The sequence below is a fragment of the Vallitalea guaymasensis genome (assembly GCF_018141425.1).
Classification (GTDB): Bacteria; Bacillota; Clostridia; order Lachnospirales; family Vallitaleaceae; genus Vallitalea; species Vallitalea guaymasensis.
Genome location: NZ_CP058561.1, coordinates 1139468 through 1166242, shown reverse-complemented (window position 1 = coordinate 1166242; position 26775 = coordinate 1139468). Strand labels below are relative to the sequence as shown.

At 30.9% G+C, this 26775-nt stretch carries 25 protein-coding genes; 16 read left to right on the top strand and 9 right to left on the bottom strand.

Annotation, left to right across the window (positions count from 1 at the left end; translation table 11 throughout):
* Positions 1 to 3 precede the first annotated feature (3 nt).
* The 10 genes from HYG85_RS05315 (at position 4) to spoVAE (ending at position 6661) form a co-directional block, all read left to right on the top strand.
* A complete protein-coding gene (locus tag HYG85_RS05315; RefSeq protein ID WP_212692603.1) occupies positions 4 to 1416 on the top strand; it encodes a tetratricopeptide repeat protein in 1413 nt (470 codons plus the stop codon).
* A gap of 258 nt (positions 1417 to 1674) precedes the next feature.
* A complete protein-coding gene (spoIIAA, locus tag HYG85_RS05310; RefSeq protein WP_244971282.1) occupies positions 1675 to 2022 on the top strand; it encodes an anti-sigma F factor antagonist in 348 nt (115 codons plus the stop codon).
* Between the two features lie 99 nt (positions 2023 to 2121).
* On the top strand, positions 2122 to 2559 hold the full coding sequence (spoIIAB, locus tag HYG85_RS05305) for an anti-sigma F factor (RefSeq protein ID WP_113671977.1): 438 nt from the start codon (positions 2122 to 2124) through the stop codon (positions 2557 to 2559).
* A gap of 7 nt (positions 2560 to 2566) precedes the next feature.
* Entirely contained in the window at positions 2567 to 3289 is a 723-nt protein-coding gene (gene sigF / locus HYG85_RS05300; RefSeq protein ID WP_317133796.1) for an RNA polymerase sporulation sigma factor SigF, read from the top strand.
* Between the two features lie 240 nt (positions 3290 to 3529).
* The gene (locus HYG85_RS05295; RefSeq protein WP_193774393.1) at positions 3530 to 3673 is read left to right on the top strand and encodes a hypothetical protein; all 144 of its coding nucleotides are present in this window, start codon (positions 3530 to 3532) and stop codon (positions 3671 to 3673) included.
* Between the two features lie 4 nt (positions 3674 to 3677).
* Positions 3678 to 4301: a stage V sporulation protein AA gene (locus HYG85_RS05290; protein WP_113671975.1), complete on the top strand. Its 624-nt coding sequence runs from the start codon at positions 3678 to 3680 to the stop codon at positions 4299 to 4301.
* A complete protein-coding gene (locus HYG85_RS05285; RefSeq protein ID WP_113671974.1) occupies positions 4301 to 4732 on the top strand; it encodes a stage V sporulation protein AB in 432 nt (143 codons plus the stop codon). The genes HYG85_RS05290 and HYG85_RS05285 overlap by 1 nt, the downstream gene beginning before the upstream one ends.
* Before the next feature lie 28 nt (positions 4733 to 4760).
* Positions 4761 to 5216 (top strand): stage V sporulation protein AC, encoded by a 456-nt coding sequence (gene spoVAC / locus HYG85_RS05280; RefSeq protein WP_212692601.1) that lies wholly within the window; start codon positions 4761 to 4763, stop codon positions 5214 to 5216.
* A gap of 50 nt (positions 5217 to 5266) precedes the next feature.
* Positions 5267 to 6283 carry a stage V sporulation protein AD gene (gene spoVAD, locus HYG85_RS05275; RefSeq protein WP_212692600.1) on the top strand — a complete coding sequence of 339 codons (1017 nt, stop codon included), beginning with the start codon at positions 5267 to 5269 and terminating at the stop codon, positions 6281 to 6283.
* Positions 6284 to 6304: 21 nt separating this feature from the next.
* Positions 6305 to 6661 carry a stage V sporulation protein AE gene (spoVAE, locus tag HYG85_RS05270; RefSeq protein ID WP_212693703.1) on the top strand — a complete coding sequence of 119 codons (357 nt, stop codon included), beginning with the start codon at positions 6305 to 6307 and terminating at the stop codon, positions 6659 to 6661.
* A gap of 65 nt (positions 6662 to 6726) precedes the next feature.
* On the opposite strand, the gene HYG85_RS05265 is transcribed toward spoVAE, so the two are convergent.
* Both HYG85_RS05265 and HYG85_RS05260 read right to left on the bottom strand, forming a co-directional pair.
* Entirely contained in the window at positions 6727 to 9462 is a 2736-nt protein-coding gene (locus tag HYG85_RS05265) for a transglycosylase domain-containing protein (protein WP_212692599.1), read from the bottom strand.
* Positions 9463 to 9633: 171 nt separating this feature from the next.
* The gene (locus HYG85_RS05260; protein WP_212692598.1) at positions 9634 to 12306 is read right to left on the bottom strand and encodes a transglycosylase domain-containing protein; all 2673 of its coding nucleotides are present in this window, start codon (positions 12304 to 12306) and stop codon (positions 9634 to 9636) included.
* 362 nt (positions 12307 to 12668) lie between these two features.
* On the opposite strand from HYG85_RS05260, the gene yunB reads away from it, so the two are divergent.
* Positions 12669 to 13379 carry a sporulation protein YunB gene (gene yunB, locus HYG85_RS05255; RefSeq protein ID WP_113671969.1) on the top strand — a complete coding sequence of 237 codons (711 nt, stop codon included), beginning with the start codon at positions 12669 to 12671 and terminating at the stop codon, positions 13377 to 13379.
* Between the two features lie 109 nt (positions 13380 to 13488).
* Here the strand turns inward: yunB and HYG85_RS05250 are convergent, their stop codons facing one another.
* Positions 13489 to 14010 (bottom strand): peroxiredoxin, encoded by a 522-nt coding sequence (locus HYG85_RS05250; RefSeq protein ID WP_212692597.1) that lies wholly within the window; start codon positions 14008 to 14010, stop codon positions 13489 to 13491.
* A 230-nt stretch (positions 14011 to 14240) separates the two neighbouring features.
* Between HYG85_RS05250 and dapF the strand changes: the two genes are divergently transcribed.
* The 5 genes from dapF to HYG85_RS05225 all read left to right on the top strand — a co-directional run bounded on the left by dapF (position 14241) and on the right by HYG85_RS05225 (position 19124).
* The gene (dapF, locus tag HYG85_RS05245) at positions 14241 to 15074 is read left to right on the top strand and encodes a diaminopimelate epimerase (RefSeq protein WP_212692596.1); all 834 of its coding nucleotides are present in this window, start codon (positions 14241 to 14243) and stop codon (positions 15072 to 15074) included.
* 29 nt (positions 15075 to 15103) lie between these two features.
* Positions 15104 to 16339 carry an LL-diaminopimelate aminotransferase gene (locus HYG85_RS05240; RefSeq protein WP_212692595.1) on the top strand — a complete coding sequence of 412 codons (1236 nt, stop codon included), beginning with the start codon at positions 15104 to 15106 and terminating at the stop codon, positions 16337 to 16339.
* A 317-nt stretch (positions 16340 to 16656) separates the two neighbouring features.
* Positions 16657 to 17421 carry a carbohydrate-binding protein gene (locus tag HYG85_RS05235; protein ID WP_212692594.1) on the top strand — a complete coding sequence of 255 codons (765 nt, stop codon included), beginning with the start codon at positions 16657 to 16659 and terminating at the stop codon, positions 17419 to 17421.
* 169 nt (positions 17422 to 17590) lie between these two features.
* Positions 17591 to 18352: a carbohydrate-binding protein gene (locus HYG85_RS05230; protein WP_212692593.1), complete on the top strand. Its 762-nt coding sequence runs from the start codon at positions 17591 to 17593 to the stop codon at positions 18350 to 18352.
* 328 nt (positions 18353 to 18680) lie between these two features.
* A complete protein-coding gene (locus tag HYG85_RS05225; protein WP_113671963.1) occupies positions 18681 to 19124 on the top strand; it encodes a carbohydrate-binding protein in 444 nt (147 codons plus the stop codon).
* 47 nt (positions 19125 to 19171) lie between these two features.
* On the opposite strand, the gene HYG85_RS05220 is transcribed toward HYG85_RS05225, so the two are convergent.
* The 6 genes from HYG85_RS05220 to HYG85_RS05195 form a co-directional block, all read right to left on the bottom strand.
* Positions 19172 to 20095 (bottom strand): GTP-binding protein, encoded by a 924-nt coding sequence (locus HYG85_RS05220; protein ID WP_212692592.1) that lies wholly within the window; start codon positions 20093 to 20095, stop codon positions 19172 to 19174.
* Between the two features lie 37 nt (positions 20096 to 20132).
* Positions 20133 to 22472 carry an ASKHA domain-containing protein gene (locus HYG85_RS05215; RefSeq protein WP_212692591.1) on the bottom strand — a complete coding sequence of 780 codons (2340 nt, stop codon included), beginning with the start codon at positions 22470 to 22472 and terminating at the stop codon, positions 20133 to 20135.
* 100 nt (positions 22473 to 22572) lie between these two features.
* On the bottom strand, positions 22573 to 23925 hold the full coding sequence (locus HYG85_RS05210; RefSeq protein WP_212692590.1) for a uroporphyrinogen decarboxylase family protein: 1353 nt from the start codon (positions 23923 to 23925) through the stop codon (positions 22573 to 22575).
* Positions 23926 to 23965: 40 nt separating this feature from the next.
* Entirely contained in the window at positions 23966 to 24601 is a 636-nt protein-coding gene (locus HYG85_RS05205) for a corrinoid protein (protein ID WP_113671959.1), read from the bottom strand.
* 220 nt (positions 24602 to 24821) lie between these two features.
* Entirely contained in the window at positions 24822 to 25463 is a 642-nt protein-coding gene (locus HYG85_RS05200; RefSeq protein WP_212692589.1) for a cobalamin B12-binding domain-containing protein, read from the bottom strand.
* A 40-nt stretch (positions 25464 to 25503) separates the two neighbouring features.
* Entirely contained in the window at positions 25504 to 26769 is a 1266-nt protein-coding gene (locus HYG85_RS05195) for a PocR ligand-binding domain-containing protein (protein WP_212692588.1), read from the bottom strand.
* Positions 26770 to 26775: the final 6 nt, after the last annotated feature.

Below are 26775 nucleotides of genomic sequence, written 5' to 3'. Positions count from 1 at the left end.
ATAATGAGTAGATTATGCCTAAAATGCGGTAGTGAATTAAATGATGAGTATACATGCACTAATTGTGGATTGAAAATTGATATATATGAAAAAATTCAGAATACTTCAAAATTACTATATAATCAAGGTTTGCAAGTTGCTAAGCTCAGAGATCTTACTGGAGCTATCAGCTTATTGAAAAGAAGTTTGAAATTAGATAAAAACAATATAGATGCCCGTAATTTATTAGGACTTATATATTTTGAGATAGGTGAAGTTGTATCTGCACTTCAACAGTGGGTAATAAGTAAAAATATACAAAAAGATAATAATATTGCTGATTATTATATTGAAAAGATTCATCACAATCAACACAAATTAGATACAATAAATTCTGCTGTTAAAAAATATAATCAGGCATTGAAATACATTGAACAAAAAAGCGAAGATCTAGCAGTTATACAACTTAAAAAAGTAATAAGTCTTAATCCTAATTTTGTAAAAGCTTATTGTTTGTTAGCACTTTGTTACATACATGACAATAATTTGACAAAGGCAAAAAAAATATTATTAAAAGTTTTATCTATTGATAAAAGTAATTATGTAGCATTAAAGTATTATGAAGAAATAACCTCACAAGACCCAGAAGAATCCAAAGAAAAAGAGAAGATATATGCAATTGATAAAAAACAAGAAAATTATTTAATCAAGGCTAAGCCCAAGAAAGAAAGCAGGATTAACCCATCAGTATTACAGTTTGGTTATGTAATATTTGGTGTTGTCATTGGACTTCTAGTTGCAGTATTCCTGATTGTACCGGGAAAAGTGAAAAGCAAGACAAAGGAAGCTGATAACCTGAGAAAAGAGATATTAACCAAAGAAAATGAATATGATACTTTATTAGATTCTCTTAATAGTGACAAGGAAAAATTACAATTAGATTTAGATGAAAAAAATGAGCTTGCTAAACAGTATGAAGAAAAAGCAGCCAACTTTGAAGCGTTGGAAAATCTTCAAAGTGCAGTGGCATTTTATCTAGATAATGACAAAGAAGCTGCAGCAAATAAATTATATGTTGTTAAATCAGAGAATTTGACGTCAAATTCAAAACAACTATATAATAAGTTAAGACAGGAGATATACCCTGTCATGGCAAAAAATGCATTTACTGAGGGTTCAAGATTATATAGCAGAGGTAAAAGCCCTGTGGTAGAAAAAAATCTCAATCAGGCTGTTGCTTATTTCAAGACTGCTACAAAATTTGCAAGCAGTGATGATTATTTTGCAGATGATTTGCTTTATTACGAAGCAAGATGTCATCAATTATTGGGTAATAACAAAGAGGCAATTGATTTATTTCAGAAATTGATTGACCAATATCCAAAATCAAGCTTCAAAACTTGGTCAAATAATTATTTGAGTCAATTAAAAAACTAAAAATATAAATTAAGGAGCTGTTTCATAATAATTTTTATGGTAAACATTTCGATGGAGTTTTAATCTATCAATTGATTATTAAAAAATATTATGGAACAGTTTTTTTATACAATAATATATTGGGTTAAAAAGATAATAGTCAAAACAAAATATAATATATTCCTTATTTTAAAAAAAATTACAAATAAAAAAAGGAAATTGGAAATAAATGGAGAATTTATAAAAATATGTAAAATATTTACAGGAGGAGGTAATCTAGTGTCTACCCAATGTAAAATTGTTAAGAGAAACTTAATTGTAAATGTTTCAGAAGAACTCGATCACCATAATGCAGAAATAATCAGAGATAAGATTGATAAGCTTATAATAAAGCATAATATTAAGTGTGTCATATTTGATTTCTCCAATACCAAGTTTATGGATAGTTCGGGAATAGGGGTTATAATGGGGCGGTATAAGAACATTAAAAATATGGGAGGTAATGTTGTTGTTACCAACGTAAATACTAGAATGGATAGAATCTTTAAATTATCAGGTTTATATAGAATAATCAATAGTTATGACGGTGTAGACCAAGCACTAAAAGATATTTCTAATATTAGCTGAATGAGGTATTTGATTATTATTGAACTTATTGAAATAATTAATAGATATTAAAATTCGATATAAAAATAACAAATATTGGTAATAATAAAGGGGGATATTATGAAGTACGAAAATGAAATGAAAATAGAGTTTAGCAGTAAATCACAGAATGAGTCTTTTGCAAGAGTGGTAATTGCATCTTTTGTGGCTCAACTAGACCCAACACTTGAAGAATTATCAGATATTAAGACAGCTGTTTCAGAAGCTGTAACCAATGCAATCATACATGGTTATGAAGAATATGATGGACAAGTTTATATGTATTGCAAAATTACTGATAATAAAGTCTATATAGAAATAAAAGATTTTGGAAAAGGTATTGGTGATATTGACAAAGCACGTGAACCCCTGTTTACTTCAAAACCTGAATTAGAACGTTCGGGAATGGGTTTCACAGTCATGGAGACTTTTATGGATGAAGTGGAAGTAGAATCCAAAGTGGGTGTTGGATCAAAAATAATTATGAGGAAAAAGCTAGAGAGTTTAGAAAAGCTTTAAGAAGGTGTTGAATATGGATAAAACACTAGAACTTATAAAAAAATCTCAGCAAGGAAATCAAAATGCAAGAGAACAGATAGTAGAAGAGAACATTGGATTGATCTGGAGTATTGTAAAGAGATTTTCTAATAGAGGATACGATTTGGACGATTTATTTCAAATAGGTAGTATTGGGTTGTTAAAGGCAATTGATAAATTTGATTTATCTTATAATGTAAAATTCTCAACTTATGCGGTTCCTATGATAATGGGAGAAATAAAAAGGTTTATGAGAGATGACGGGATGATAAAAGTCAGTAGATCATTAAAAGAAGTAGCAAATAGAGTACGTATCAATAAAGATCTTTTAAATAAAAAATTAGGTAGAGAACCTACCATAGAAGAAATATCTCATGAGATTGGTACATCAGTAGAAGAGATCGTAATGGCTCTGGAATCTAATGCAGAAGTAGAGTCTCTCTATAAAACCATACATCAAGGAGATGGTCATCCTATTTTTCTAATAGATAAACTTGAAAAAAACACAGATGAAAACACAGTGATGATAGATAAAATAGCATTACGTCAGGTAATTAGTCAGTTATCTCCAAAAGAAATGGAGTTGATTATATTAAGATATTATAAAGATAAGACTCAGACAGAAATAGCAGAGAAGATTGGTATATCTCAAGTACAAGTTTCAAGGCTAGAAAAGAAGATTCTAACTCAAATTCGTGAAAAATTATCATAAATTAGAGTAATTATTTGAAAGAATTACCCTTATCATATATTTGTTTATTTGTATTTTTCATTCCCATTAAGGAAGATAAAATATAATTTTATCTTATCCAAACCTATGATTATTGATCATAGGTTTTTTTTCAAATTTTTTAAATGAAAATAGTCACTTTTCTTGTAATTACCAGAATAGTTATGGTTAATACTTCAAAAAATATTAGTAACTTATATAAAATTCTAAAGAGGTGATTTAATGAAATATAAAAGGATATTGATAGTTGCTATTATGCTTGTATTAGTATTAGTATCTGTTATGACTTATATGTACTTAAATAAAGAAACAGATATATCATATCAAGGAACATTTGTTAATCGTACCTTTAACCAAAAAGGGTGATTAGATGAATAATGTATATATAAAAGCTAGTAAAAAAACATGTATTATAGGAAAAAAAGATGTTATCATTGACGATATTGCTGATATAGAAGGTAGAAAAGATATAATTGACAAGTTAAAGAATATAATAGTATTTACTATTGATACTGATGAAAAAAAGAATTACTTATTATCAATAATTACAGTAATTACAGAAATACAAAAAGTATTTGAAAATATAACTATCCATAATGTTGGTGAAGAAGATATTATTATCTCCTATAGCCCTAAAAAGAAAGAATGTAAATATAAGAACCTAATTAACATCTTCAAAGTTATATTTGTTTGTATTACCCTTTTTACTGGCGGTGGTATTGCAATAATGACTTTTCATACAGATGCAGCTGTACCAGATGTTTTTGTGAAATTATATAGTTTATTTTTGGGAGAAGAAAATCTTAATCCTCTAATTATTGAAATACCCTATTCTATAGGTTTGGCAGTAGGTATAATAGTATTTTTCAATCATTTCTCTTCAAAAAAATTAACTGATGATCCTACTCCAATAGAAGTAGAGATGAGATTGTATGAAAGAGATGTTGAAGATTGTATAATAGAAAATCTTAGTGATGAAGGGAATAAGCAATAATGTTTTTGCAATATCTATTATTAATTATAATTGGATTTGGCGGTGGGGTAGTTATAGCAGGTGGTGTCTTTGCTTTCATAGCTATTATCGGAATTGTTCCTAGATTAGCTCAGAAAACAGCAACACAAAAATATATCTGGGTATATGAAGATGCCATTATGTTTGGTGGAATGTTTGGAACCTTAGTAATGATTATTAATTTTGAGTTACCGCTAGGGAATATAGGAGGGATTATATACGGATTTTTTTCCGGTATATTTGTGGGATGTTTAGCTGTTTCACTAGCAGAAGTATTAGATGTAATACCTATTTTAACTAGAAGGTTTAATATAAAAGTTGGGATGGCATATTTTATTGTAACATTAGCAATGGGAAAATTGATTGGTTCATTACTGTACTTTATCATACCAGGATTTTATAAGCTAAAGTAAAGTAGAGAGGTAAGAAAGGATATATATGATGGGAAATATTAATGAGCAGCAGAAAGAATTTCAAAAATTAATTGATAAAACGTCGCCAAAAGCTAGTCTGTTAAAAAATTGTATATGGGCTTTTGTAGTTGGAGGAATTATATGTTGCATTGGTCAGGGAATTACTGATTTGTTAATGTATGTAGCAGAACTTCCCAAGGATGCAGCATCTACTTTTACTAGTATTATTCTAGTATTCCTTGGGGCATTGTTAACAGGACTTGATATATATGATAGTATCGGAAGAAGAGCAGGTGCAGGTTCAATAGTACCTATTACAGGATTTGCTAACTCTATTGTATCTCCAGCAATTGAATATAAAAATGAGGGTTATGTGTTTGGAGTTGGAGCTAAGATTTTTACTATAGCAGGACCAGTTATTTTATATGGTATGCTTTCTTCGGTAATAGTTGGATTGGTTTATTATATGGTGGGGTTAGGATAAGATAGATTTAGTAGAATTTACAGCATTGATTTTGAAAGGATGATTATAGCATGGGTAGTCAGGTAGGAGAGCAAACTATAGCTTTTGATAATCCCCCTACTATTATAGGACATGGTAATATTGTAGGACCAAAAGAGGGAGATGGATTATTAAAAGAGTATTTTGATAAAATATTAGAAGATACTTTGTGGGGAGAAGAATCTTGGGAAAAGGCCGAGAGTAAAATCCTTAATGCAGCAATAAATTCAGCAATTGATAATGCGAATATAGCAAAAAATGATATCAGGTATATTTTTGCAGGGGATCTTTTGAACCAATTGACAGCTAGTACTTTTGCTATTAGAGATTTCAAAAAACCTTTTTTCGGGTTATATGGTGCTTGTTCAACAATGGGAGAATCTCTAATCTTAGCATCTATGGCAGTAGAAGGTGGTTTTGCAAATTATTGTGTTGCAGCTACATCCAGCCATTTCTGTGGTGCTGAAAAACAATTTAGATATCCATTGGAATTTGGTAATCAAAGACCTTTGACAGCTACTTATACTGTAACAGGTAGTGGTGCTGTTGTTGTTGGGAATACAGGAATAGGACCAAAAGTTACCCATGTGACACCTGGTAAGATTGTTGATCTTGGTGTAAAAGATGCTATGAATATGGGGGCGGCTATGGCACCAGCAGCGGCTGACACTATAATTGCTCATTTTAAAGATACAGGTAGAAGTGCAGTAGATTATGATTTGATAGCAACTGGAGACCTTGGAATGATAGGTAAAAAATTGACCATTGAATTGGTGGGAAAAGCAGGATACGATTTGAGCGATAATTATACAGATTGTGGTATTGAGATATTTGATAATGAAAAACAGGATACACATGCAGGTGGAAGTGGATGTGGTTGTTCAGCAGTTACTTTGACAGGTTATATTTTAAAAGAGATGGCTAAAGGTACATTCAATAGAATTTTATTTATACCTACAGGGGCATTATTAAGCCCTAGCAGCAGTTTTCAAGGTGAGAGCATACCAGGTATAGCTCATGCTGTTGTAATAGAAAATAGCCAAGAATAGTGTGAAGGAAGGGACATTATGATTGATTATATTAAGGTTTTTGTTACAGGTGGAATAATATGTGTAATAGCACAGATTTTGATGGATAAGACAAAATTGATGCCTGCTAGGGTTTTAGTTATTTATGTTTCATTGGGAACATTTCTAACTGGACTAGGTATATATGAACATGTTGTAGAATTTGGTGGAGCAGGAGCGACTGTACCCTTGATAGGATTTGGTTATTCTTTAGGTAAGGGAGTAATAGAAGCAGTGAAGACATCAGGTTTTTTGGGGGTTTTTACAGGAGGAATGACTGCAACTGCTGGAGGAATAACGGCGGCTTTATTATTTGGTTATCTAGCGGCTGTATTATTTAAGCCAAAAGATACAAAATAGAAGAAATAATATGGGCTGTCTGATAATACCTTTTTTAAAAAATGTATTATCAGACAGCCCCTTTGTTATTCTTGATATATGAATGGTGGTGGAGAATAATAATCATCATCAAGATATGGTTTTTTGTCTTTGTCTTCAATTTCAATAGGTTTGTCTTCTGGTGCTATGAATTCTTCGTCTTCGTTAATTTTATCATCAAGGTCACTATCAATATAATCAGTTGGTAATTTCACTTCTGGTTTCTTGACATGAGGTCCATGTACATTGCAATATTCACCGATAGTGCTGTACAGTAATTCATATTTTCTATCTTGTATCCTTGGAGGATGTTTAGGGTCCCAGTTGGAAGGAACAAGAGGTTCAGGTCTTTTTATGAATACTTTTGTATACTTGCTATTGCTTGGACAATATTTATTAGCAGGAAGTCCAGAAACAGAACATATAGTTTGCTTCACATGAACGTCACAAGTCTCAGTTGGAACGGTACCTTTTTCAAAGAATTCAGTCATGATTGTAGAACCACGTGGGTCTTTATTGCATAATCCTAACTTAGCCAGTTTACCCGATTCTGTACATATCTTAGCTGTTACAATATTATCAGGTTTGTAGAATTCTTTTCTAGGCAATCCTTTATGAATTTCTTCCATAATTTTTCGCCAGAGTATCTTATGATAGCTTCTCTTATAAACTTGTTCTTTTGGTGTGTCATAACCTTGCCATATACTGGCAACATAATAAGGAGTATATCCTGTAAAAACAAGGTCTTTCTTCTCGGAAGAGGTTCCTGTTTTACCAGCAATGGGCATACTAACACTATTGAACTTTACAATTGTTCCAGTACCTTTTTTAACTACATCTGTCATAGCATTAGTCAATAAAAATGATGTTGTCTCTTTCATGACCCTAACAGGCTTTGGTTGTTCATTGGTGAGGATTAGGTTATTGTCATGATCTAGTACTTTTGTGTAGAAGATAGGTTTGACATATTCACCATTATTGGCTATAGCGCCATAAGCTGCTGTTAGCTCTAATAGACTAACTCCTTTAGTAACGCCTCCTAGAGCTAGAGAATAGTTTTTATCAGAATATATTTTCCCGTTTATGGTTTCCTTTTCTACCAATGATGTAAATCCAAGATTCAATAAATAATTAAAACTTGTTTCTATTCCTATATCCATTAATGTCTTTACTGCATGAATGTTGATAGAATAGGTGATACTGTCTCTTACAGTTGATAATCCTTTATAATTATATTTGTACTCACTGCTGTCATACCAATTGTGTACTTCCCATGGTACAGAATTTTTTGAAACAGAATATGAAAATGGAACATCATCCAGTACTGTAGCTAATGTGTATCTACCAGTATCAATGGCTGGTAGATAGGCAGCTAATATCTTGAAAGTTGAACCAGGATGACGATAGGTCTGTGTAGCTCTATTTAAAAGTTGATTTCCGAGTTTTTCACCACGACCCCCTGCGATAGCTTTTACATGCCCTGTGTGATAATCAATTATTACCATAGCGGCTTGTGGCTGAGGTACTAGAATGCTTGATTCTGATATTACTTCATCTACTTCAGAAATCCATGAAGCTTTTAATTCTTCTACATAGGCTAGTGCTTCTTTGTCTGTATCAAATTCTTTCTCTTTATAGTAATGCTTTATACCAGAATCCTTTTTATCCACTGAGAGACTATACATAATCTTTACAGAGTAATCTTCTTTCTTAGGAGGATAGTTGGATTCATCAAGGAATTCTTTATCTACTATGTTCTGTATATTGATGTCTTGAGTAACATATACATTAAGACCACCAGTGTATATAAGGTCGTAGGCTTGTTTTTCTGTATAACCTTTCTTAATGACCAAGTCATCTTTTACACGAAGAATGACTTCATCCACGAAATAAGAATAATTGGAATTCTTATTAGCATTTTTATTAGTTAATTCAATCTTGGAATATACATCTTCTTCTATGGCTTGGTTATATTCAATTTCAGTAATCTTACCTTGTTCAAGCATTTTATTAAGAACTATAAGTTGACGTGAATGATTGTTTTCAGGGTTAGCTATTGGGTCATATCTAGTAGGATATTTGGTTATGCTTGCCATAACTGCTGATTCTGCAAGAGTAAGGTCTGAAACATCTTTGTTGAAATATCTATTGGAAGCTGCTTGGACTCCATTAGTACCACGCCCAAGAGCAACTGTGTTCAAATAACTTTCCAGTATAATATTTTTATCAACCCTTTTTTCAAGTTCTATGGCTAGGTATTGTTCTTGGATTTTACGCTGAAATGTTTGGGTAGCTGATAAGACATTATTCTTTATGACCTGTTGAGTTATAGTACTTGCACCTTCACCGGTCAGATCTTTTGATTTTATATTATTTATGATGGCTCTTAGAATACCCTTAAGATCGATGCCTTGGTGTTCATAGAATCGTTCATCTTCAATTGCAATAAAAGCGTCCCTCAGGTGTTCAGGCATTTGGTCTAGTGATGCATATATTCTATTAGCATCAGTTCCATGAAGTGTGGTTATTTCATTCCCAAGTTGATCATATATAAAAGTTCTATATCCTTTTGGCATAATATCTTTATCATAATCAATTTCTGGTGCTGCATCAATGATTGCTTTAGTTATACCAAGCCCAGCTATTATTATGAGTCCAAAGGTTATTAATAGAGTCAATACTAAGATTCGGATGAACGATGTACTGATTGATTTTTTTACTTTATTCGATTTTGATTCTAATTCTTTTTCTCTTTTGCTTTTAGAGTGATTGCTATAATTCATGTAATAGCTCCTTATAATGCATATTGACTGTTTCTTGGTATTTTTCCTATATTAAAAGGATGTCTTTTTTGGGAGTCTATTATTCACAAATTAGGGGAAAATTTACAGTTTTTTTTATGTGTGTATATACAACAAGAGAAACCCCTATGAAGAGGTTTCTCTTAATTATAATCAATCATTTGTATTATCACTATCTGGGTCGTTATTATGTTCATTAGGTAAAAATGGTGTAAATAAATCTGAGTTTACATCAGTATTATCGCTATTACCGTTATTATTATTATTATCACCATCAGGGTCTATAAAATCTGGTGGTAGAATATCTGGTACTTCTGGTTCTGGACCATGAATATTACAATATTCACCTATCATTGAAGGTGGAAGCTCATATTGTCTATCCTGAATTGTAGGTGGTCTTCTTGGGTCCCATTCTTCTGGTACGAATGGAACAAGTCGTTGAATGTATACTTTTTCTTCCTTACTTGATTCAGGACAATATTCTGTAGCAAATAATCCAGAGTCTTTACATATTGTTGCTTTTATATGAACATCACATGGTTCAGTTGGTTCAGTTCCTTTAGCAAAATATTCCGTTCTTACAGTGGAACCTCTTGGATCTTTATCGCATAGTCCAGGAACAGCTAATTTACCTGATTCTGTACATATCTTAGCGGTTACAATTCCAGAAGGCCTATCAAATTCTTTTCTAGGAAGTCCTTCATGTACTCGCTGCATTACTTCTTTCCAAATCTTTTTGTGATAATTTAAGTATCTTTGCTCTTTTTGAATATCATAGCCTTTCCATACAACAGCTGTATAATAAGGAGTGAATCCAGCAAAAACTAAGTCTTTATCACCTGTAGATGTACCTGTCTTACCTGCAATAGGCATGCCAGTAAATTTTACTTTTTTACCAGTACCATGATCCACAACATCAACCATAGCATCTGTTAACAAGAATGCAGTTGTTTCTTTCATTACAGTTCTTGTAGCAGGTTCTTTTTGCATAAGTAGTTTACCATCATGGTCAAGTACTCTTGAATAGAATGTAGGTTCTATATATACTCCATTATTTGCAATAGCAGCATAGGCACCAGTTAGTTCTAACACAGTAACACCTTTTGTCAGACCACCAAGTGTCAGGGATAAACCTTTGTCAGTAAAGCTTTTCCCGTTTACGGTTTTCTTATCAATCAATGTTGTAAAACCTAAATTGATTAAGTAATCAAAGCCTGTCTGAACACCTATATCATTCAGGGTCTTTACAGCTAGTATATTCATTGAATATCGTATACCTTCTCTAACGGTTGTAAGACCTCTAAACTTATAATCATAGTTTTTAGGCCAGCCCTTAGGTTCATTAGGAAATTGAGTAGGGACATCATCAATAACTGTAGCTAATGTATAACCAGCTGTATCAATAGCAGGTAAATAAGCAGCAAGTATTTTAAATGTCGAACCAGGGGAACGAGTGGAAGTTGTAGCACGGTTAAATGTGAGGTTTCCTACTTTTTCACCTCTACCACCCGAAAGTGCTTTTACTTGACCAGTGTGTTGATCAATGATTACCATTGCTGATTGGGGCTGTGGTATATATGTAGGATTTTCAGCAACTATCTCATAGCCTTCACCAGTTAATTCTTTCTTCAATTGTTCAATATAATCATTAGCTTCTTGGTCTGTTTCAAAGGTTTTATTTTTATTAACGACTTTTTTGTTACCATCTTTATCTTTTACTGTTACTGAATAATCTAGAATAACACTGTAATCAACATTTTTCTTAGGGAAAAAGTCTTCATTAGTGTAAGTTTCATCTACGATTTTCTGCATATCAGTGTCTTGATTGATATAAATGCTTAATCCACCACGATAGATTAAGTTAAATGCTTGGGTTTCAGTATATCCTTTTTTAACCATAAGGTCATTTTTTACTCTTGAAATAACTTCATCAACGTAATAAGAATAACTTGAATTACCAGCATAAGATTTGTTTACTATTTGAATATTATTATATACGTCTTCTTTTAGTGCTTCATCATATTGTGCTTGTGTTATTTTCTCCTGTTCTATGAGTTTCTTAAGAATTCTTGTTTGTCTTCTTTTGTTATTCTCAGGATAAGTAACAGGATCATAAAAACTAGGGTTCTTAGTTATTGAAGCAATAACTGCTGATTCAGCAATTGTTAATTCACTTACATCCTTATTAAAATATTTATTAGCGGCTGCTTGTACACCATTGGTTCCTCTACCAAGGGCAACAGTGTTTAGATAGTTCTCTAATATAGTTTTCTTGTCGGATTTCTTTTCAAGCTGTACTGCTAAATATTGTTCTTGTATTTTTCTTTGAAGCGTTGTTTCTGTTGATAATATATTATTTTTAATAAGCTGCTGAGTGATGGTGCTGGCACCTTCACTGAAACTTTTTTCTTTTATGTTAGTGAAAATAGCTCTAAAAATACCTTTTACATCAATTCCATTATGTTGCCAAAAACGTTCATCTTCTATAGCAATAAAAGAGTCTTGAAGATAAGTAGGTATTTCATCAAGTTCTACAAATATTCTATTAGCATTAGACCCATGTAATTGAACGATTTCGTTACCATCTTGATCATATATAAATGAAGTGTATCCTTTTGGAACAATATCTTCTACGTTAATATCAGGTGCAGAGTCAATGATGGATTTAACGAACCCTAAACCAGCACAAACACCTACAATGATTAGTAACAAAAATGCAAAAACTAAAATCTTAATAAAAGATGTGCTTACACTTTTCGTGGCTTTACTTGATTTTGAATCAAGTTCTTTTTTCTTTTTCTCGTTGGAATCCTTACTAAAATTCATAATTTTCCTCCTTCATACAGATGATATTATATCAAATATAACTAGATATAGAAAGCAAAATATATATTTTGGCATAAATTTAATATTTATTAACAGATTATTCATAAATTGTATTGTGTTTGTAATTATTCTGCAAAGGCTTTATTAAATATGGTTTCAGGGATTACATAATAAGGTTTTATTAATATTATTAACATAAATTTCCTGTATAACAGATTGAACTTATATTAGAATTAAATATATGCTCCCTTCAATTAGGTCAACTTATATAGGTAGACATACACAAAATATAATTGCTTATCATATACTTTATATAAGGATTAAGAAATGCTGTTAATGCAACAATAGACATAGGAGGAGATATGAGAAGGAATATAAAAGGCAGAAAGCCGAGAAAGAGTAGAAGTAAGAAAAAACGATTTGGTGCATATATATGTATCCTCATAGCAGTCATAAGTCTTAGTTTTATTTTTGTATATACATATTTAGATAAGCAGATCTTACCTATTGTAGTAGCTATGTCACAATTGAAAATCAAAACTATAGCTACACAGTCCATAAATGATGCAGTTAGAAAAACATTAGAAGAGAAACAAATAAATACTGATGAGTTAGTGACGTATTTCTATAATGAAAAAGGAGAGATAGTATCTTGTAGTGTTGATACTATAACCATCAATGAAATATGTGCTGATGTTATCAATAAAATCTCAGAAGAAGTGGATAAATACACAGATGAAACTATACCTATACCATCAGGTAATCTAATAGGGTCTAATATATTTGCGAATACAGGTCCTAATATAGAGGTGGAAATACTTCCTTTTGGTACAGCCACCATTAATTATGATAGGGAATTCAGATCAACAGGGATAAATCAAATAAATCATAGAGTATGGCTCAATATAGAAACCACCATGCAGGTTGTTGTTCCACTTGCATCTGAAAAAGTAACAGTATGTCAACAGGTAACTTTAGTAGATAGAATCTTAAGCGGAACAGTACCTCCTAATTATGTAAATGTTCCAGAAAGTAACATCTTGGATGTAGCACCAGGAGAATTCAATAAATAGAAATTATTAGTAGTGTCTTAATAGTGGTAAATGTAGAAAAAACCATATATAGTGATAATAAAGAGAGTTTATTATCACTATATTCTACCCAATTTCTAGTTTAATTGGGCTACAACATATCTTCGCCAGGAGCCCAATCAACTGGACATAGACCACCAGCTTGTAAAGCTTGCAAAACCCGTAGGGTCTCATCTACAGAACGTCCTACATTAAGATCATGTATAACGCTATATTTTACCACACCTTCTGTATCAATAATGAATAATCCTCTTAAGGCTATGCCTTCATCTTCAAGTAATACACCATAGTCCCTTGAAACTGATTTCGTCATATCAGAAGCTATAGGAAAATTAATTTTACCAAGATCACTATTTATCCAAGCTTTGTGAGAGTGTTCGCTATCTACACTTACACCTAATACTTCTGCTCCAAGTTTTTTGAACTCTTCTATTTTCTTACTATAACCTGTAATCTCAGTAGGACAAACAAATGTAAAGTCTAAGGGGTAAAAAAATAATACTAACCATTTACCTTTATAATCTTCCAGCTTTGCTTTACCAAAGTCACTTCCATCACCTAGGGCTGTTGCCATTTCAAAGCATGGAGCTTTTTTGCCAACTATCCTATCCATATAATTCCTCCTCATGATAATTTTTAACCTTTTATAAGAGTATTACATTTTTAGGGGAATATTATTCTATTATTAATGCATAAGATAGTTGTACAGTAATTTAATCCTTATTTAGCTTGATTTTATAAAATTATTTATGCTATAATAAAATAGTATTTGTAATTAGAACCACTATTTTATGAAAGCGTAACATATTAAGAAATCAAAATAAATTATAGCGAGGTGTTAATATGAAATTTACTAAAATGCATGGTTGTGGGAATGACTATATTTACATTAATGGTTTCCAAGTAAAAGTAGATAATCCTGCCCAATTATCCATTAAAATGAGCAATAGACATTTTGGAGTAGGTTCCGATGGAATAGTGCTTATATTACCTTCAGATGTAGCTGATTTTAGAATGAGAATGTTTAATTCAGATGGTTCAGAAGCTGAGATGTGTGGAAATGCTATCAGATGTGTAGGAAAGTATGTTTATGATAATAAGATGACAGACAAGACTAGTATAACAATTGAAACACTAGCTGGAATTAAGATACTAGATATGACAGTAGTTGATGAAAAGGTGACATATGCAAAAGTTGATATGGGAGAACCAATATTAAAGGCAGAAGATATTCCTGTAATCAGTGATAAATCTCCTGTAATTGGGGAAGAGATAGATGTTAATGGTAAAACATTTGAATTTACTTGTGTTTCCATGGGTAATCCTCATGCTATAGCTTATGTTGATGATACAGATACTTTTGAAGTAGAGAAAATAGGTAAGTTAGTTGAAATAGATGAAAAATTCCCTAAGAAAGTAAATGTGGAATTTGCACAAATAATAGACAATGAAACTATTAAGATGCGTGTATGGGAGAGAGGGTCTGGTGAAACTTTAGCATGTGGAACTGGAGCTTGTGCTACTCTAGTAGCATCAGTACTTAACAATTTAACTGATAGAAAAGCTGTTGTTAAATTAATAGGTGGAGATTTATTAATAGAATGGGATAAAGAGAGTAATCATATCTATATGTCAGGTGAAGCAGTAACTACATTTGAAGGAGAATGGTTATTATAGTAATAGTAATTAAACGGGAGGAAAACTAAATGGAGACTTATATACAAGAATTAATAGCAGACAGAATAGGTGGAAATCAATTTGGAAAGAGTACTGTAATATACAAATTTGAAAAAATAAAAAGAGCTAAAGCTGCTGCAATAAGCGAACATCCAGATATGGAAATCATTGATATGGGTGTTGGTGAACCGGATTTAATGGCAGATGAAGGTGTTGTTAAGGTGTTGTCAGAAGAAGCATCCAAGTGGGAAAATAGAAATTATGCTGATAATGGAGTTCCTGAATTCAAATCAGCCGCTGCAAAGTACTTGGAAGAGGTTTATCAAGTAAAAGATATCAATTGTGAGACAGAGGTTAATCATGCCATAGGTTCAAAACCAGCACTTGCTATGATGGCTCAGGCATTTATCAATCCGGGAGATGTTACTTTGATGACTGTACCTGGTTACCCAATAATGGGAACTATGACAAAATGGCTTGGTGGAGAAGTTTTCAATCTAAGTCTGCTTCAAGAAAATGACTTCTTACCTGATCTAAATTCCATACCTAAGGATATTTTAAAAAGGGCTAAATTATTATACTTAAATTACCCTAATAATCCAACAGGAGCAGTTGCAACTAAGGATTTTTTTAAGGAAGTTATTAAGTTTGCAAAAGAAAATGATTTGATTGTTGTACATGATTCAGCATATGCGGCTTTGACATTTGATGGGAACAAACCATTAAGTTTCTTAAGTGTCGATGGAGCTAAAGAGGTTGGAATAGAAATTCATTCACTATCTAAAGCTTATAATATGACTGGATGGAGAATTGCTTTTGTAGCAGGTAATGAAAAAGTAGTAAGCGCTTTTGCAGCTGTAAAAGATAATAATGATTCTGGACAATTCAAAGCTATACAAAAAGCTGGTATTTATGCTCTAGAACATCCAGAGATTACTGAAAAGACAGCCGCCAAGTATTCAAGAAGACATAATATGCTTGTTGAAGTTCTTAATAAGATAGGTTTCAATGCTAAAAAACCAAAGGGTTCTTTCTATTTATATGTTAAGATTCCTAAAGGTGTCAAAGGTGGCATTGATTTTGAATGTGCTGAAGATTTCTCTCAATTCTTAATAAGAGAAAAATTGATTTCAACTGTACCATGGGATGATGCAGGAGCATTTGTAAGGTTTTCTGTTACATTTCTAGCTGATACAGAGGCAGAAGAAAAGAAAGTAATTGATGAAATATATAATAGATTATCTGATGTAGATTTTATTTTTTAATTGGATTAGAATTGAATAAAATTAAATATGTAATTCAAATAATATGGACATTTCTTTAGGGAGGTGTCCATGTTTTAATTACATATATTTAATAAATTATAATATTAATTATTAAATAATGCTTAAAAAACATAATATTGAATAAAATAATAATTGAAAAATTTCAAAATAGTGATATAATATTAATAAATAGCTAATGATGATATGAAATATAAGATAAAAGAGGTGAATAGGAAAAATGCTATTGAACTGATGTGAGACATAAAACATAGCTTAAAAGAATAATTAAAAAATAATAAATAATAGGAGATGTAATTATGAAAAAAACAGTAAAATTATTAATGAGCGTATGTTTAAGTTTAGCAATGATGATGAGTATTTGTAGTTTTAACATTCAAGCAGCTGACGATGATAATGTAGATTTATATTATGCAAATATAAATAGTGTTTATGATCATGGGGTGTTACAGGGATGGAACATTCAAGGTAAAATTGCTGTAAAGAATCTGGCATATCAAAAAAATGTAGTAGTCCATTATACATATGATGATGAAACATGGAAAGATGTATCTGCTAGTTATGAGAAAACTTCAAATGACGGATATGAAATCTGGACTTTTGAAACACCTATGCAGCCATCAAACAAGTATTATTATAGATACAATTGTAAATTTGCAATTAAATATGAAGTAAATGGACAAACATATTGGGATAATAATGAAACAAAGGATTATTCTTTTAAAGGTCTTAATCTAACTAATAAACAGGATTATCAATTAAATAAGTGCCAAATGCTAGTTGATAGATGCTATTATAGATGCGGATTAAATGGAACAATAATGTTCCAAGATTTTAATCCAGATAAAGAAGTAACTGTTAGATATACAACTGACAACTGGGAAACATATAAAGATATCAAAGCTTACAAACATCCATTGTATAAACCATATAAAAATATGGAAACATGGATATTCAGAATTCCTGAAAGAGCTGATAAATACGAATTTGCAATCATGTGTGAAGTGAATGGAAATACTTTCTGGGATAATAACTTCGATAAAAATTATGTTTACACTAGATAATTATTTTTATAATAAAATAAAAGCTAATATATGATGTTGTAATAAATACTATTAATAAGTCTTATATGGATTTACATTTTTTAGAAAGATTATTATTGAACAGATTTGAGACATATGACATAGCCTAAAAGAGTAATTAAAAATATGATAAATAATAGGAGATGTAATTATGAAAAAAACAGTAAAATTATTAATGAGCATATGTTTAAGTTTAGCAATGATGATGAGTTTTTTTAGTTTTAATATTCAAGCAGCTGACGATGATAATGTAGATTTATATTACGCAAAAATAAATACAGTTGTAGATCATGGGGTATTACAAGGATGGAATGTGGTAGGTAAAATTGCTGTAAAAAATTTAGCGTATCGTAAAAATGTAGTAGTTCACTATACATATGATAATAAAACATGGAATGATGTATATGCCAGTTATTTAAAAACTTCTACAGATGGATATGAAATCTGGACTTTTGAAACACCATTACAGCCATCAAACGATTTCTATTATGAGTATAATTGTCAATTCGCAATTAAATATGAAGTGAATGGACAGACATATTGGGATAATAATAATACAAAAGATTATTTATTAAAAGGTTTTAATCTAAGAAGTTTGCAAGGGGATGTATTGAATAAGTGTCAATTATTAGTTGATGATTGCTATTATATAAATGGATTAAATGGAACAATAATATTCCAAGATTATAATCCAACTAAAGTGGTAACAGTAAGATATACAACAGATAATTGGAAGACATATAAAGATATCAAAGCGTACAAACATCCATTGGATATATATAATAATTTGGAAACTTGGACATTTAAAATTCCTGAAATAGCTGATAAATATGAATTTGCAATTATGTGTCAAGTGAACGGAAATACTTTCTGGGATAATAATTTTGATAAAAATTACGTTTACACTAGATAAATATTAATGAATTGGAATGATAGGACGTACCTATAAAGGGACGTCCTTATCTATTATTTGTTTTCAGATTACTTATAAGTATCCTATACCCATGTATATATTATAAAAAAATGATATTTACTTTATTTTAAAATATAATTAAGATAAATTAATATTTATTGGTTATTTTATATTATTAATTTTGATTCTATAACAATGTTACATATTATTAACTAAAATTATTATATAATATAAAGAAAATTGTGTTATGATAACAATTGAAAATATTCTAAATAATGGTATAATAACATGGTTAAAAATATTACTAGAAAGAAAGGGAGTTAAAATTATGAAAAAAACAGTAAAATTATTAATGAGTATTAGTTTATGCATGTGTATGATAATGACTCTATTTACATTTAACATTTATGCAGCAGCTGATGGTAATGTAAAGCTTAATTATGCAAGTGCAAAGCAAGAACGTGATTGTGGAGTATTAAAAGGATGGTATACTCAAGGTGAAATCTCAGTGAAAGATTTAGGCGATAACAAAAATGTAGTAGTACATTATACTACTGATGGAAGTACATGGGAAGATGTAACTGCCACATATTTAAAAACAGCAACAGATGGATATGATATCTATACTTTCAAAACACCTTTATGCCCTTGGAATGGATTTTACTATTATAACTATAACTGTCAATTCGCTATTAAATATGAAGTAAATGGACAAACATATTGGGATAATAATAATGGACAAGATTATTCAGTGAATGATTCAAATATGTAATGATATGGAGTTATCAAAAAAAGGCATTCTTTATGGAATGCCTTTTTTTAAGAAATAATCTCAATCTTATCTTTTAGAGTTTCTTTAGTAGATGCCAATATCTTAGAAACAATACCAACACCAATTTTTGATATGAATACTAATGTCATATCATCTAACCCCTTGGATTCATATTCAATAACATCTAATTTTTCATTTACCGTATCAATCTTATAAGTAATATCATTAACAGTTACAAACCCTTTAATCCGGTAACAGAATTCTTTTAGATTATTAAGAACTTTGATTATTTCGTCGAGTTCTATATTGTTATCTTTCAATTTCATTATTATGGTCTTAGGCTTGTTTTCAGTTGTATTTGAAGTTTCACCAATTTGATCATTAATGACAGATGAAAATTTCAGTGATTCAAAATCAATTCTACCATGAGTTATCTCATAGATTAAAGCTTTGTCATTGATTGAACGTATCCTAGCTTTTATTTCATCGGCTGTTTTTGAACTTATCAAGTCCATTTTATTAATCAAAATGATTTTACTATGTTTGATTTGGTTTTCTACGCTGACCATCATATCTATTTCTTTCATGAAATGCAAACCATCTACTATGCAAATAGCTCCTTCATAGGAAAAATTATTACTACATTGTTTTTTTAATAGGTCAATTATAGTTAACATATTGGCAGGATCTGCTAACCCAGAGCTTTCAATATAGATATTGTCCAGTTTTTTTTCTAAAAGAGCTCTAAGACTTTCTATGAAATTATCTTTTAGACAACTACAAAATATTGAGCCGTTAGTAAGCTCTATCATATCCATATCTTTTCTGCTTACTACAGAGCTGTCTATACTAATAGAACCGAATTCATTCATTAAAACACCTGATTTAGCTTCTTCGGAATCTAAAACATTTTGCAGAAAACTTGTTTTACCAGAACCTAAAAATCCTGTTATGAGATATATTTTTGTCATGAAGATCATCCTTTATAATATAAAAGTAATTGTTATATCAGAAATACATGTTCATAATATATTCTTCGTTGAATTTCATATTCGTTGATAGTTCAATATATTTACATTTTGATTTTATTACATCAAAATTATTGGAACTGTTATCATCTAGGAGATACTTGACGCAACCACCTAATGAACTATTACCGAGAATTTCCACTTTATCTTTTAGTTCTTTTTGAAGTAGTCCTATTGTTATAGCATTAGTAATATTAAGATTGCTGCCAAAGCCTCCAGCTAGAAATACTTTATCAACATCATCAAAGGATATGGAAGCTTCATCTATCAATACACTTATTCCTGCTGAAATAGCAGATTTGGCAAGTTGGAGCTGTCTGATATCTTCTTGATATAATCCTATTTCAGTTTGCTCATCTTTGTATAGTACAACTTCATCTATGTTTAATTTTCCTGTATTATCTATTACATCAGTATCAATCAACTGGGCAGTTATATCTACAAGGGCTGAACCACAGATACCTTTTGGAGTACTGTTACCAATAACATCATATTTGAATTTATCATCAACCAAGCTAATATTGCATATGGCTCCATCAATACTTCCCATACCGCATTTAATATTAGCACCTTCAAAAGCAGGTCCTGCTGCAGTTGCAGCACAGATAATAGAATCATCTTTTGTCTTCAGTGCTATTTCTCCATTGGTACCTATATCAATAAAAAGAATGTTTCCTTCTTGGTTGATAAGATCACTATAATAAAAACCTGCAGTTATATCAGAGCCAATGTAAGCTGAAACTCCAGGTAATAGAGTAACAGTACAATCAAGCAGATTATCTCCTAATAGTTGACTGTATAGGTATTCATTAAGAGATAAGTCTATTGTTGTGAAAGGACTTATGGATAATTTATAAGGATTAATACCAGTCAACAGATATTGCATGGTCGTATTTCCGCTTATAGTAATTTCCATTATATCTTTTTCATTTAATTCATATTTATCAACAATAGTTTTTATGCCAGAACTGATTTCATTGCAAATCAATTGGGTCTGAATGTTTTGCTTGTCTTTTATAGCGTAATTAATCCTGCTTATTACATCTGCGCCATAAGCCTTTTGAGGATTAACATTTTTATAAATGCCTATTTCTTTACTTTTAAGTAGGTCGATAAGTGTTATTACAATAGTAGTAGTACCAATATCAATACCCACACCATATGCAGTAATTTCATTATCAGCGGCTCTAAGTATTTCTTTGTTGTTCTTAGATAACAAATATATATCTTTTTTTAGATTATCTATATTAGATAGTCCTTTCACTGCGTTTAGAGAATATTTATAATTTGCTACTAACTTCTCATTAATTAGTTCTACAGCACTCTTATTGTTATCAGGACTTTCTATTATCCCATTAATTTTAAGTAGTTTATATTTTGGATTTTTGATATTACCAATTTTATAGTCCGTCTGTATTTTAGATGTAGCAGCTTCTTCTTTTAATTCTATAGTTATATCATTATCAATATTATGGAAGCAAGATAGAATTATTCCTTCTTCAATCTCACTATCTGTAAGGAATCTTCTTTCTTCATCTGATAATTTTATATTACCTTTTAAAAGTTTCACTTTACATTTACCACATACTTTTTTACCACCACAATATGCTTCAATAGGGAAGTTATAATGTCTAATTACGTTTAAAAGATTTTCACCTTTTTTCACTTGATATCTGTATGACTCATTTCCTTGTTTTATTATTAAATTATATTTTCTGAAAGGACAGGTCAAGTTACTGCATTTACTACAATCGTGGTCTACTGTAGTAGGAGGTATATTTGCTGAGGCTCCATAATAATAAGACAGAGTCTTAGTGGGAGAGAACATATATCCGGATGTTATAGTGATATCAGTTGTTTCTTTTTCATTAATCATATCCAGTATCGTCTTTTGGAATTTGATACTTGATTCACTAGAGCCAGGTTCTATTCTTGATGTCAAATTGATACCATTGTCACTTTGTTCTTTTTGCAGTAATTTGAATAGAGAATTACTTATATCAAATAACATCTGATCACCTATAGTATTCAACATCATACCTTTTAGATAATCATTGTTATCAAAATAACGTTTTATCTCTTCATCAATAAAACTACCTAGAGTAACTAAACAAAAAATTACTTGTTCACAATTATTGGCAATATAATTATCGTTATCTGTTATGATATAGTATCCTTTTGGTGTAATGTTCTTAACAGAATTATCAACCACTTCTTCATATATCTTGCAGTACTCGCTATAATTAGCACTATCTTCATAGCACTGCATAGTATTAAGTACTTCCTTTTTATTCATTATTTTACTAAATTCAATTACCATTCTTGATAATCACCTCCATAAGCTATCCATAAAGTTAGAGAGTTAAAATACGATTATAATTATATATTATAACTCTTAGTATTTTAACTCTCAAGGAATTCTACAGATATGATTCTATAACGCTGAATAATTCTTCTTTGCTAGGTATGATGGAAGACCATTTCAGTTCACCATTAATATATATACAAGGTAAATTGGTAACTCCCATTTTCTTACATCTAGCTATGTTAATTTTTTCTGTGAATTTATATTCAATTAAATCTATTTTATCGCCAAAGTTTTCTTTTGCTACATTAGCAGCATCCATCATATAAGTACAAGCAGCACATGAGGCAGAGTCAAGAGTAAATACTTCTACAAATGGTTTTTCTAGATTCTTGTAATCAGGTATCTCAACATCGATATCCTCATCTTTTGATTCATAGTTCTTAACCATTTCACGAATTGTATCAGTATCTTTAATAGTTTGACCTATGGCAATTGTATTATCAGTAGGTACAGCATATGGCATATCACAACCAGGAGAGATGATCAGATTTTCATGTGTCAATGTATCTATCATATTAACAACATACTTCATATTATCCTGTTGAGTTCCATGTAACATTAACGTTGTTAATGGAATATTACCACCAATAGTTATGTTATACTTATCTGTTATCTCTTTTGCTGATTTTATATCAACATTTTCATCTATAGATATTGAATCTGGACTAGTTTTACACATTACTTCAATTTGTCTAGTAGCATTACCACATACAAAGAAAGAAGATTTTGTATTCTTTACTTTTATATAATCGAAGATGGTACTAAATGAATCATGACATAAAGAAGTAAAATGTTCAGGTGATATTTGAGAAACTAGTGGGTCAACCACAGCTATTATATCCATGCCAGCTTCAGTATAGAAATCTATCATTTTTAGTGAAACTTCTGTACAATATTCCATTAATTGTTTTACATAGTTCTCATCCAATATCATATCCATAAAGAGATTGTTTCCTCTTAAATGTGATGCTAGTGTAAAAGGACCACATATCAGCCCATATAATGCAGTAGTATCACCAACTGATTCCTTCATTCTATTCATTACATCAAGAATAAGAGGAATTCTACCACTTTCTTTTGTTGGAAGTTTACATTTACATGGAATTATTGCTTCTTCTTCACAAGGATGTGTTTTTACAGATGGTGGACAATCATCAGACCATACAAGTTCACATCCAAGTATTTCAGCTTCTACTTGTAGATCAAAAATTACAGGCATACCATCTGGTTGGTATAATTTATGAGCTTCCATTAATGAGTCATATAACTTATTACCCTCTTTTAAGACTTCTTCGGCAGTATAACCTTTTATTGAACCTGCATGAACGCCAACAAATGGAACCCAAGGTATTTTATCTGTGGATTGATGTTCTAATATATTAAGTACACGCTCTTTTCCTGTCATATTAACACCCTAACCTCTCTTAAGTTTTAATTTAGTAGTTTTAGTTTAATACTAGTTCTTTAGCAATTTCTGCAGCTGAAGCAGCATCTACTGTATAACGGTCAGCACCAATCTCTTGTGCAAAGTTATCAGTAACAGGTGCTCCACCAATCATAACTTTTACTTTATCTCTTAATCCTTTTTCTTCTAATGCGTCAATAACTGCTTTCATATTAGGCATTGTAGTAGTAAGTAGAGCAGACATAGCAATTATATCTGGATTATTCTCTTCTACAGCAGCGATATATTTCTCAGGAGAAACATCAACACCTAGGTCAATTACTTCAAGACCAGCACCAACCATCATCATTCTTACAAGATTCTTACCTATATCATGTAAGTCACCTTTAACAGTTCCGATAATAACTTTACCAACTGGTTCTACTCCTTGTTCTTCCAATAAAGGCTTAATAACATCAAGACCAGCATTCATGGCTCTTGCAGCTATTAATACTTCTGGTACGAATACTTCGTTTTTCTTGAATTTCTCTCCGATAACACCCATTCCGTCTAATAATCCATTAAGGATATCAGATGGATCTAATCCTTCAGAAACAGCTTGTTCTGTTAATGCAACTACCTCTGGCATTTTACCTTTTTGTAGTTTTTCAGAAATATTTTGTAGTAATTCGTTCATTTAGCAGCACTCCCTATAATTTATTTATAATAGTATGTAATTATTCTAGTATACAATTGATATTAATTATAGAAATATAATATTTAATTTTGTACTATTTTATCTTATAGTTGATTTATCACAAAAAAATTACTAAGAGCTGGAAGAAAATGCATTTTTATGGTTACGTCAAAATGTATTTTACCACAGCTCTTTTGTTGGAATAACTATATTAATGGTTCTATATATTGTTACGAACAATTTCTTTTGCAACTTCAGCCGCACTGGCTGCATCAGTAGAATATACGTCGGCACCAATTGTCCTAGCATAATTGGATGTTATTGGAGCTCCGCCAATAAATACTGTAAGATTATCTCTTAGACCTTCTTCTTCTAACAATTTGATTGTATTCTTCATAGTTATCATTGTAGTGGTAAGTAGAGCAGACATGGCTATAATATCAGGATCATGCTTCTTGACTGCGTCCACGAATTCCTGTGGAGATATATCAACCCCTAGGTCTATAACCTGAAATCCCATACCAACCAACATCATTTTAACAAGATTCTTACCTATATCATGCAAATCACCTTGAACTGTACCAATCACTACTTTGCCAAGGTAATTAGTGACATTAGGGTCAATCAAAGGACTTATTATATCAAGAGCTATATTAAATGCTCTTGAAGCAATAAGTACTTCAGGGACATATACTTCATTCTTCTTGAATTTCTTACCTATTATATCCATAGCGTCAATAAGAGTATTTAATATTTGTTTGTAGTCATAACCTTTTTCCAATGCAGAAATAGTCAATTTCCGGACTTTTATTGATTGTCCTTCCTGCACGTATTTAGAAATTTCATTTAGAGTATTATCCATATTATCACCTTTTTAATATTGTAAAATAATTTGTCTTATATTAATTATACATTTTTCTGTATTTTCCTGGAGAGATGTTCTCATAATTCTTAAATACCTTTGTATAATAACTTTGATCGCTGAAGCCCATCATTACAGCAATATCACTTATACTGTATTTTAGGTCTAACAGATATTTTTTGCTTTCTTCAACTCGTACCATATTCAGATACTCGGAGAATTTCATATTGGTTTCTTTGCTGAAAAATCTACTGAAATAAGTAGGACTCAGATTGACGTGTTTTGCAACCTCATCTAAGGATATATTTTTATTGTAATTATTATTGATGTATTGCAAAGCTTTCTTGATTACGTTTGTATTTTCAACGTTATCTTTATTTAATTTGAATGCAAGTTCTGTAAACTTCTCTAGAACTTTAACTATCCATACACACAGTTCTTCTACATTATGAATACTAAATGCAGTCTTATAGAACTTGATATTTTGTTCAAATATTTCTTCAAAATTGCCGCCGCCTTCAACAGCAGCTCTAGACATAACAACGACTAACTCTATAATAAAAGAAATAACCTTATCATTATTACCACTATGCTTGAATAATATATAACCAAGCAGCTCATTAAGAATGGCTTTTGCTCCTTCAAGGTCGCCTCTTCTTACTTTTCCGCTTAATTCTCTTTCAAGCTCAATAGGGTATGCTTTACTAGTAAAATTATTTTCTTCTTTTATCTCTTGAATATTCTCATTTATTATTTTTTGTTCAAGATAAAAATCTTTCTTCTTTTTTAGTTCATATTTTTGGTCTCCTACAATATCCTTTGTAATGATAGATAGTAGGTTAGCTAAATATCTTACTTTTTCAGGGGCTATTATAGGTATTATCTTATAATATGATTGTAATATCCCTCTTGCTGATATAGGAATGTTATATACCTTTATTAGGTTGTCTATAACATACGGGTCAGTAATATTCATTTGGATGGGTCCTGCAACTAGAGCACCACGAAAAACATTTCCAATAATAATTGCACATGTGATATGAACTAATCCACCAGGGCAGAAGAATATATAGGATTCTCCTAATAATTCTGATTGTTTACTAGCGTATAGATGAGCTCCGCAACAAGGTGATTTATCACCTGTCAGTTCCATGAACTTAGTACAATAGTTAAACATTTCCCCTTGTGAGAATACTGTATTGCCAGTATCATCTATAAGCATACAATTTACTTCTGTTATCTTGTAAAACAGTTCCATATTTTTTTTGATAATATCTAATTCGTCGTCTTGAAAAAAATCTAGCATAATTAT

What these genes read in the sequence shown, in the direction of transcription:
- spoIIAB (WP_113671977.1), top strand. Translation starts at nt 2,122, where the DNA reads ATGAAGTACGAAAATGAAATGAAAATAGAGTTTAGCAGTAAATCACAG.
- spoVAC (WP_212692601.1), top strand. Translation starts at nt 4,761, where the DNA reads ATGGGAAATATTAATGAGCAGCAGAAAGAATTTCAAAAATTAATTGAT.
- HYG85_RS05195 (WP_212692588.1), bottom strand. Translation starts at nt 26,769, where the DNA reads ATGCTAGATTTTTTTCAAGACGACGAATTAGATATTATCAAAAAAAAT.
- HYG85_RS05215 (WP_212692591.1), bottom strand. Translation starts at nt 22,472, where the DNA reads ATGGTAATTGAATTTAGTAAAATAATGAATAAAAAGGAAGTACTTAAT.
- HYG85_RS05250 (WP_212692597.1), bottom strand. Translation starts at nt 14,010, where the DNA reads ATGGATAGGATAGTTGGCAAAAAAGCTCCATGCTTTGAAATGGCAACA.
- HYG85_RS05225 (WP_113671963.1), top strand. Translation starts at nt 18,681, where the DNA reads ATGAAAAAAACAGTAAAATTATTAATGAGTATTAGTTTATGCATGTGT.
- yunB (WP_113671969.1), top strand. Translation starts at nt 12,669, where the DNA reads ATGAGAAGGAATATAAAAGGCAGAAAGCCGAGAAAGAGTAGAAGTAAG.
- HYG85_RS05265 (WP_212692599.1), bottom strand. Translation starts at nt 9,462, where the DNA reads ATGAATTATAGCAATCACTCTAAAAGCAAAAGAGAAAAAGAATTAGAA.
- HYG85_RS05220 (WP_212692592.1), bottom strand. Translation starts at nt 20,095, where the DNA reads ATGACAAAAATATATCTCATAACAGGATTTTTAGGTTCTGGTAAAACA.
- HYG85_RS05295 (WP_193774393.1), top strand. Translation starts at nt 3,530, where the DNA reads ATGAAATATAAAAGGATATTGATAGTTGCTATTATGCTTGTATTAGTA.
- HYG85_RS05235 (WP_212692594.1), top strand. Translation starts at nt 16,657, where the DNA reads ATGAAAAAAACAGTAAAATTATTAATGAGCGTATGTTTAAGTTTAGCA.
- HYG85_RS05200 (WP_212692589.1), bottom strand. Translation starts at nt 25,463, where the DNA reads ATGGATAATACTCTAAATGAAATTTCTAAATACGTGCAGGAAGGACAA.
- HYG85_RS05285 (WP_113671974.1), top strand. Translation starts at nt 4,301, where the DNA reads ATGTTTTTGCAATATCTATTATTAATTATAATTGGATTTGGCGGTGGG.
- HYG85_RS05290 (WP_113671975.1), top strand. Translation starts at nt 3,678, where the DNA reads ATGAATAATGTATATATAAAAGCTAGTAAAAAAACATGTATTATAGGA.
- HYG85_RS05205 (WP_113671959.1), bottom strand. Translation starts at nt 24,601, where the DNA reads ATGAACGAATTACTACAAAATATTTCTGAAAAACTACAAAAAGGTAAA.
- spoVAD (WP_212692600.1), top strand. Translation starts at nt 5,267, where the DNA reads ATGGGTAGTCAGGTAGGAGAGCAAACTATAGCTTTTGATAATCCCCCT.
- dapF (WP_212692596.1), top strand. Translation starts at nt 14,241, where the DNA reads ATGAAATTTACTAAAATGCATGGTTGTGGGAATGACTATATTTACATT.
- HYG85_RS05230 (WP_212692593.1), top strand. Translation starts at nt 17,591, where the DNA reads ATGAAAAAAACAGTAAAATTATTAATGAGCATATGTTTAAGTTTAGCA.
- HYG85_RS05240 (WP_212692595.1), top strand. Translation starts at nt 15,104, where the DNA reads ATGGAGACTTATATACAAGAATTAATAGCAGACAGAATAGGTGGAAAT.
- HYG85_RS05315 (WP_212692603.1), top strand. Translation starts at nt 4, where the DNA reads ATGAGTAGATTATGCCTAAAATGCGGTAGTGAATTAAATGATGAGTAT.
- HYG85_RS05210 (WP_212692590.1), bottom strand. Translation starts at nt 23,925, where the DNA reads ATGACAGGAAAAGAGCGTGTACTTAATATATTAGAACATCAATCCACA.
- HYG85_RS05260 (WP_212692598.1), bottom strand. Translation starts at nt 12,306, where the DNA reads ATGAATTTTAGTAAGGATTCCAACGAGAAAAAGAAAAAAGAACTTGAT.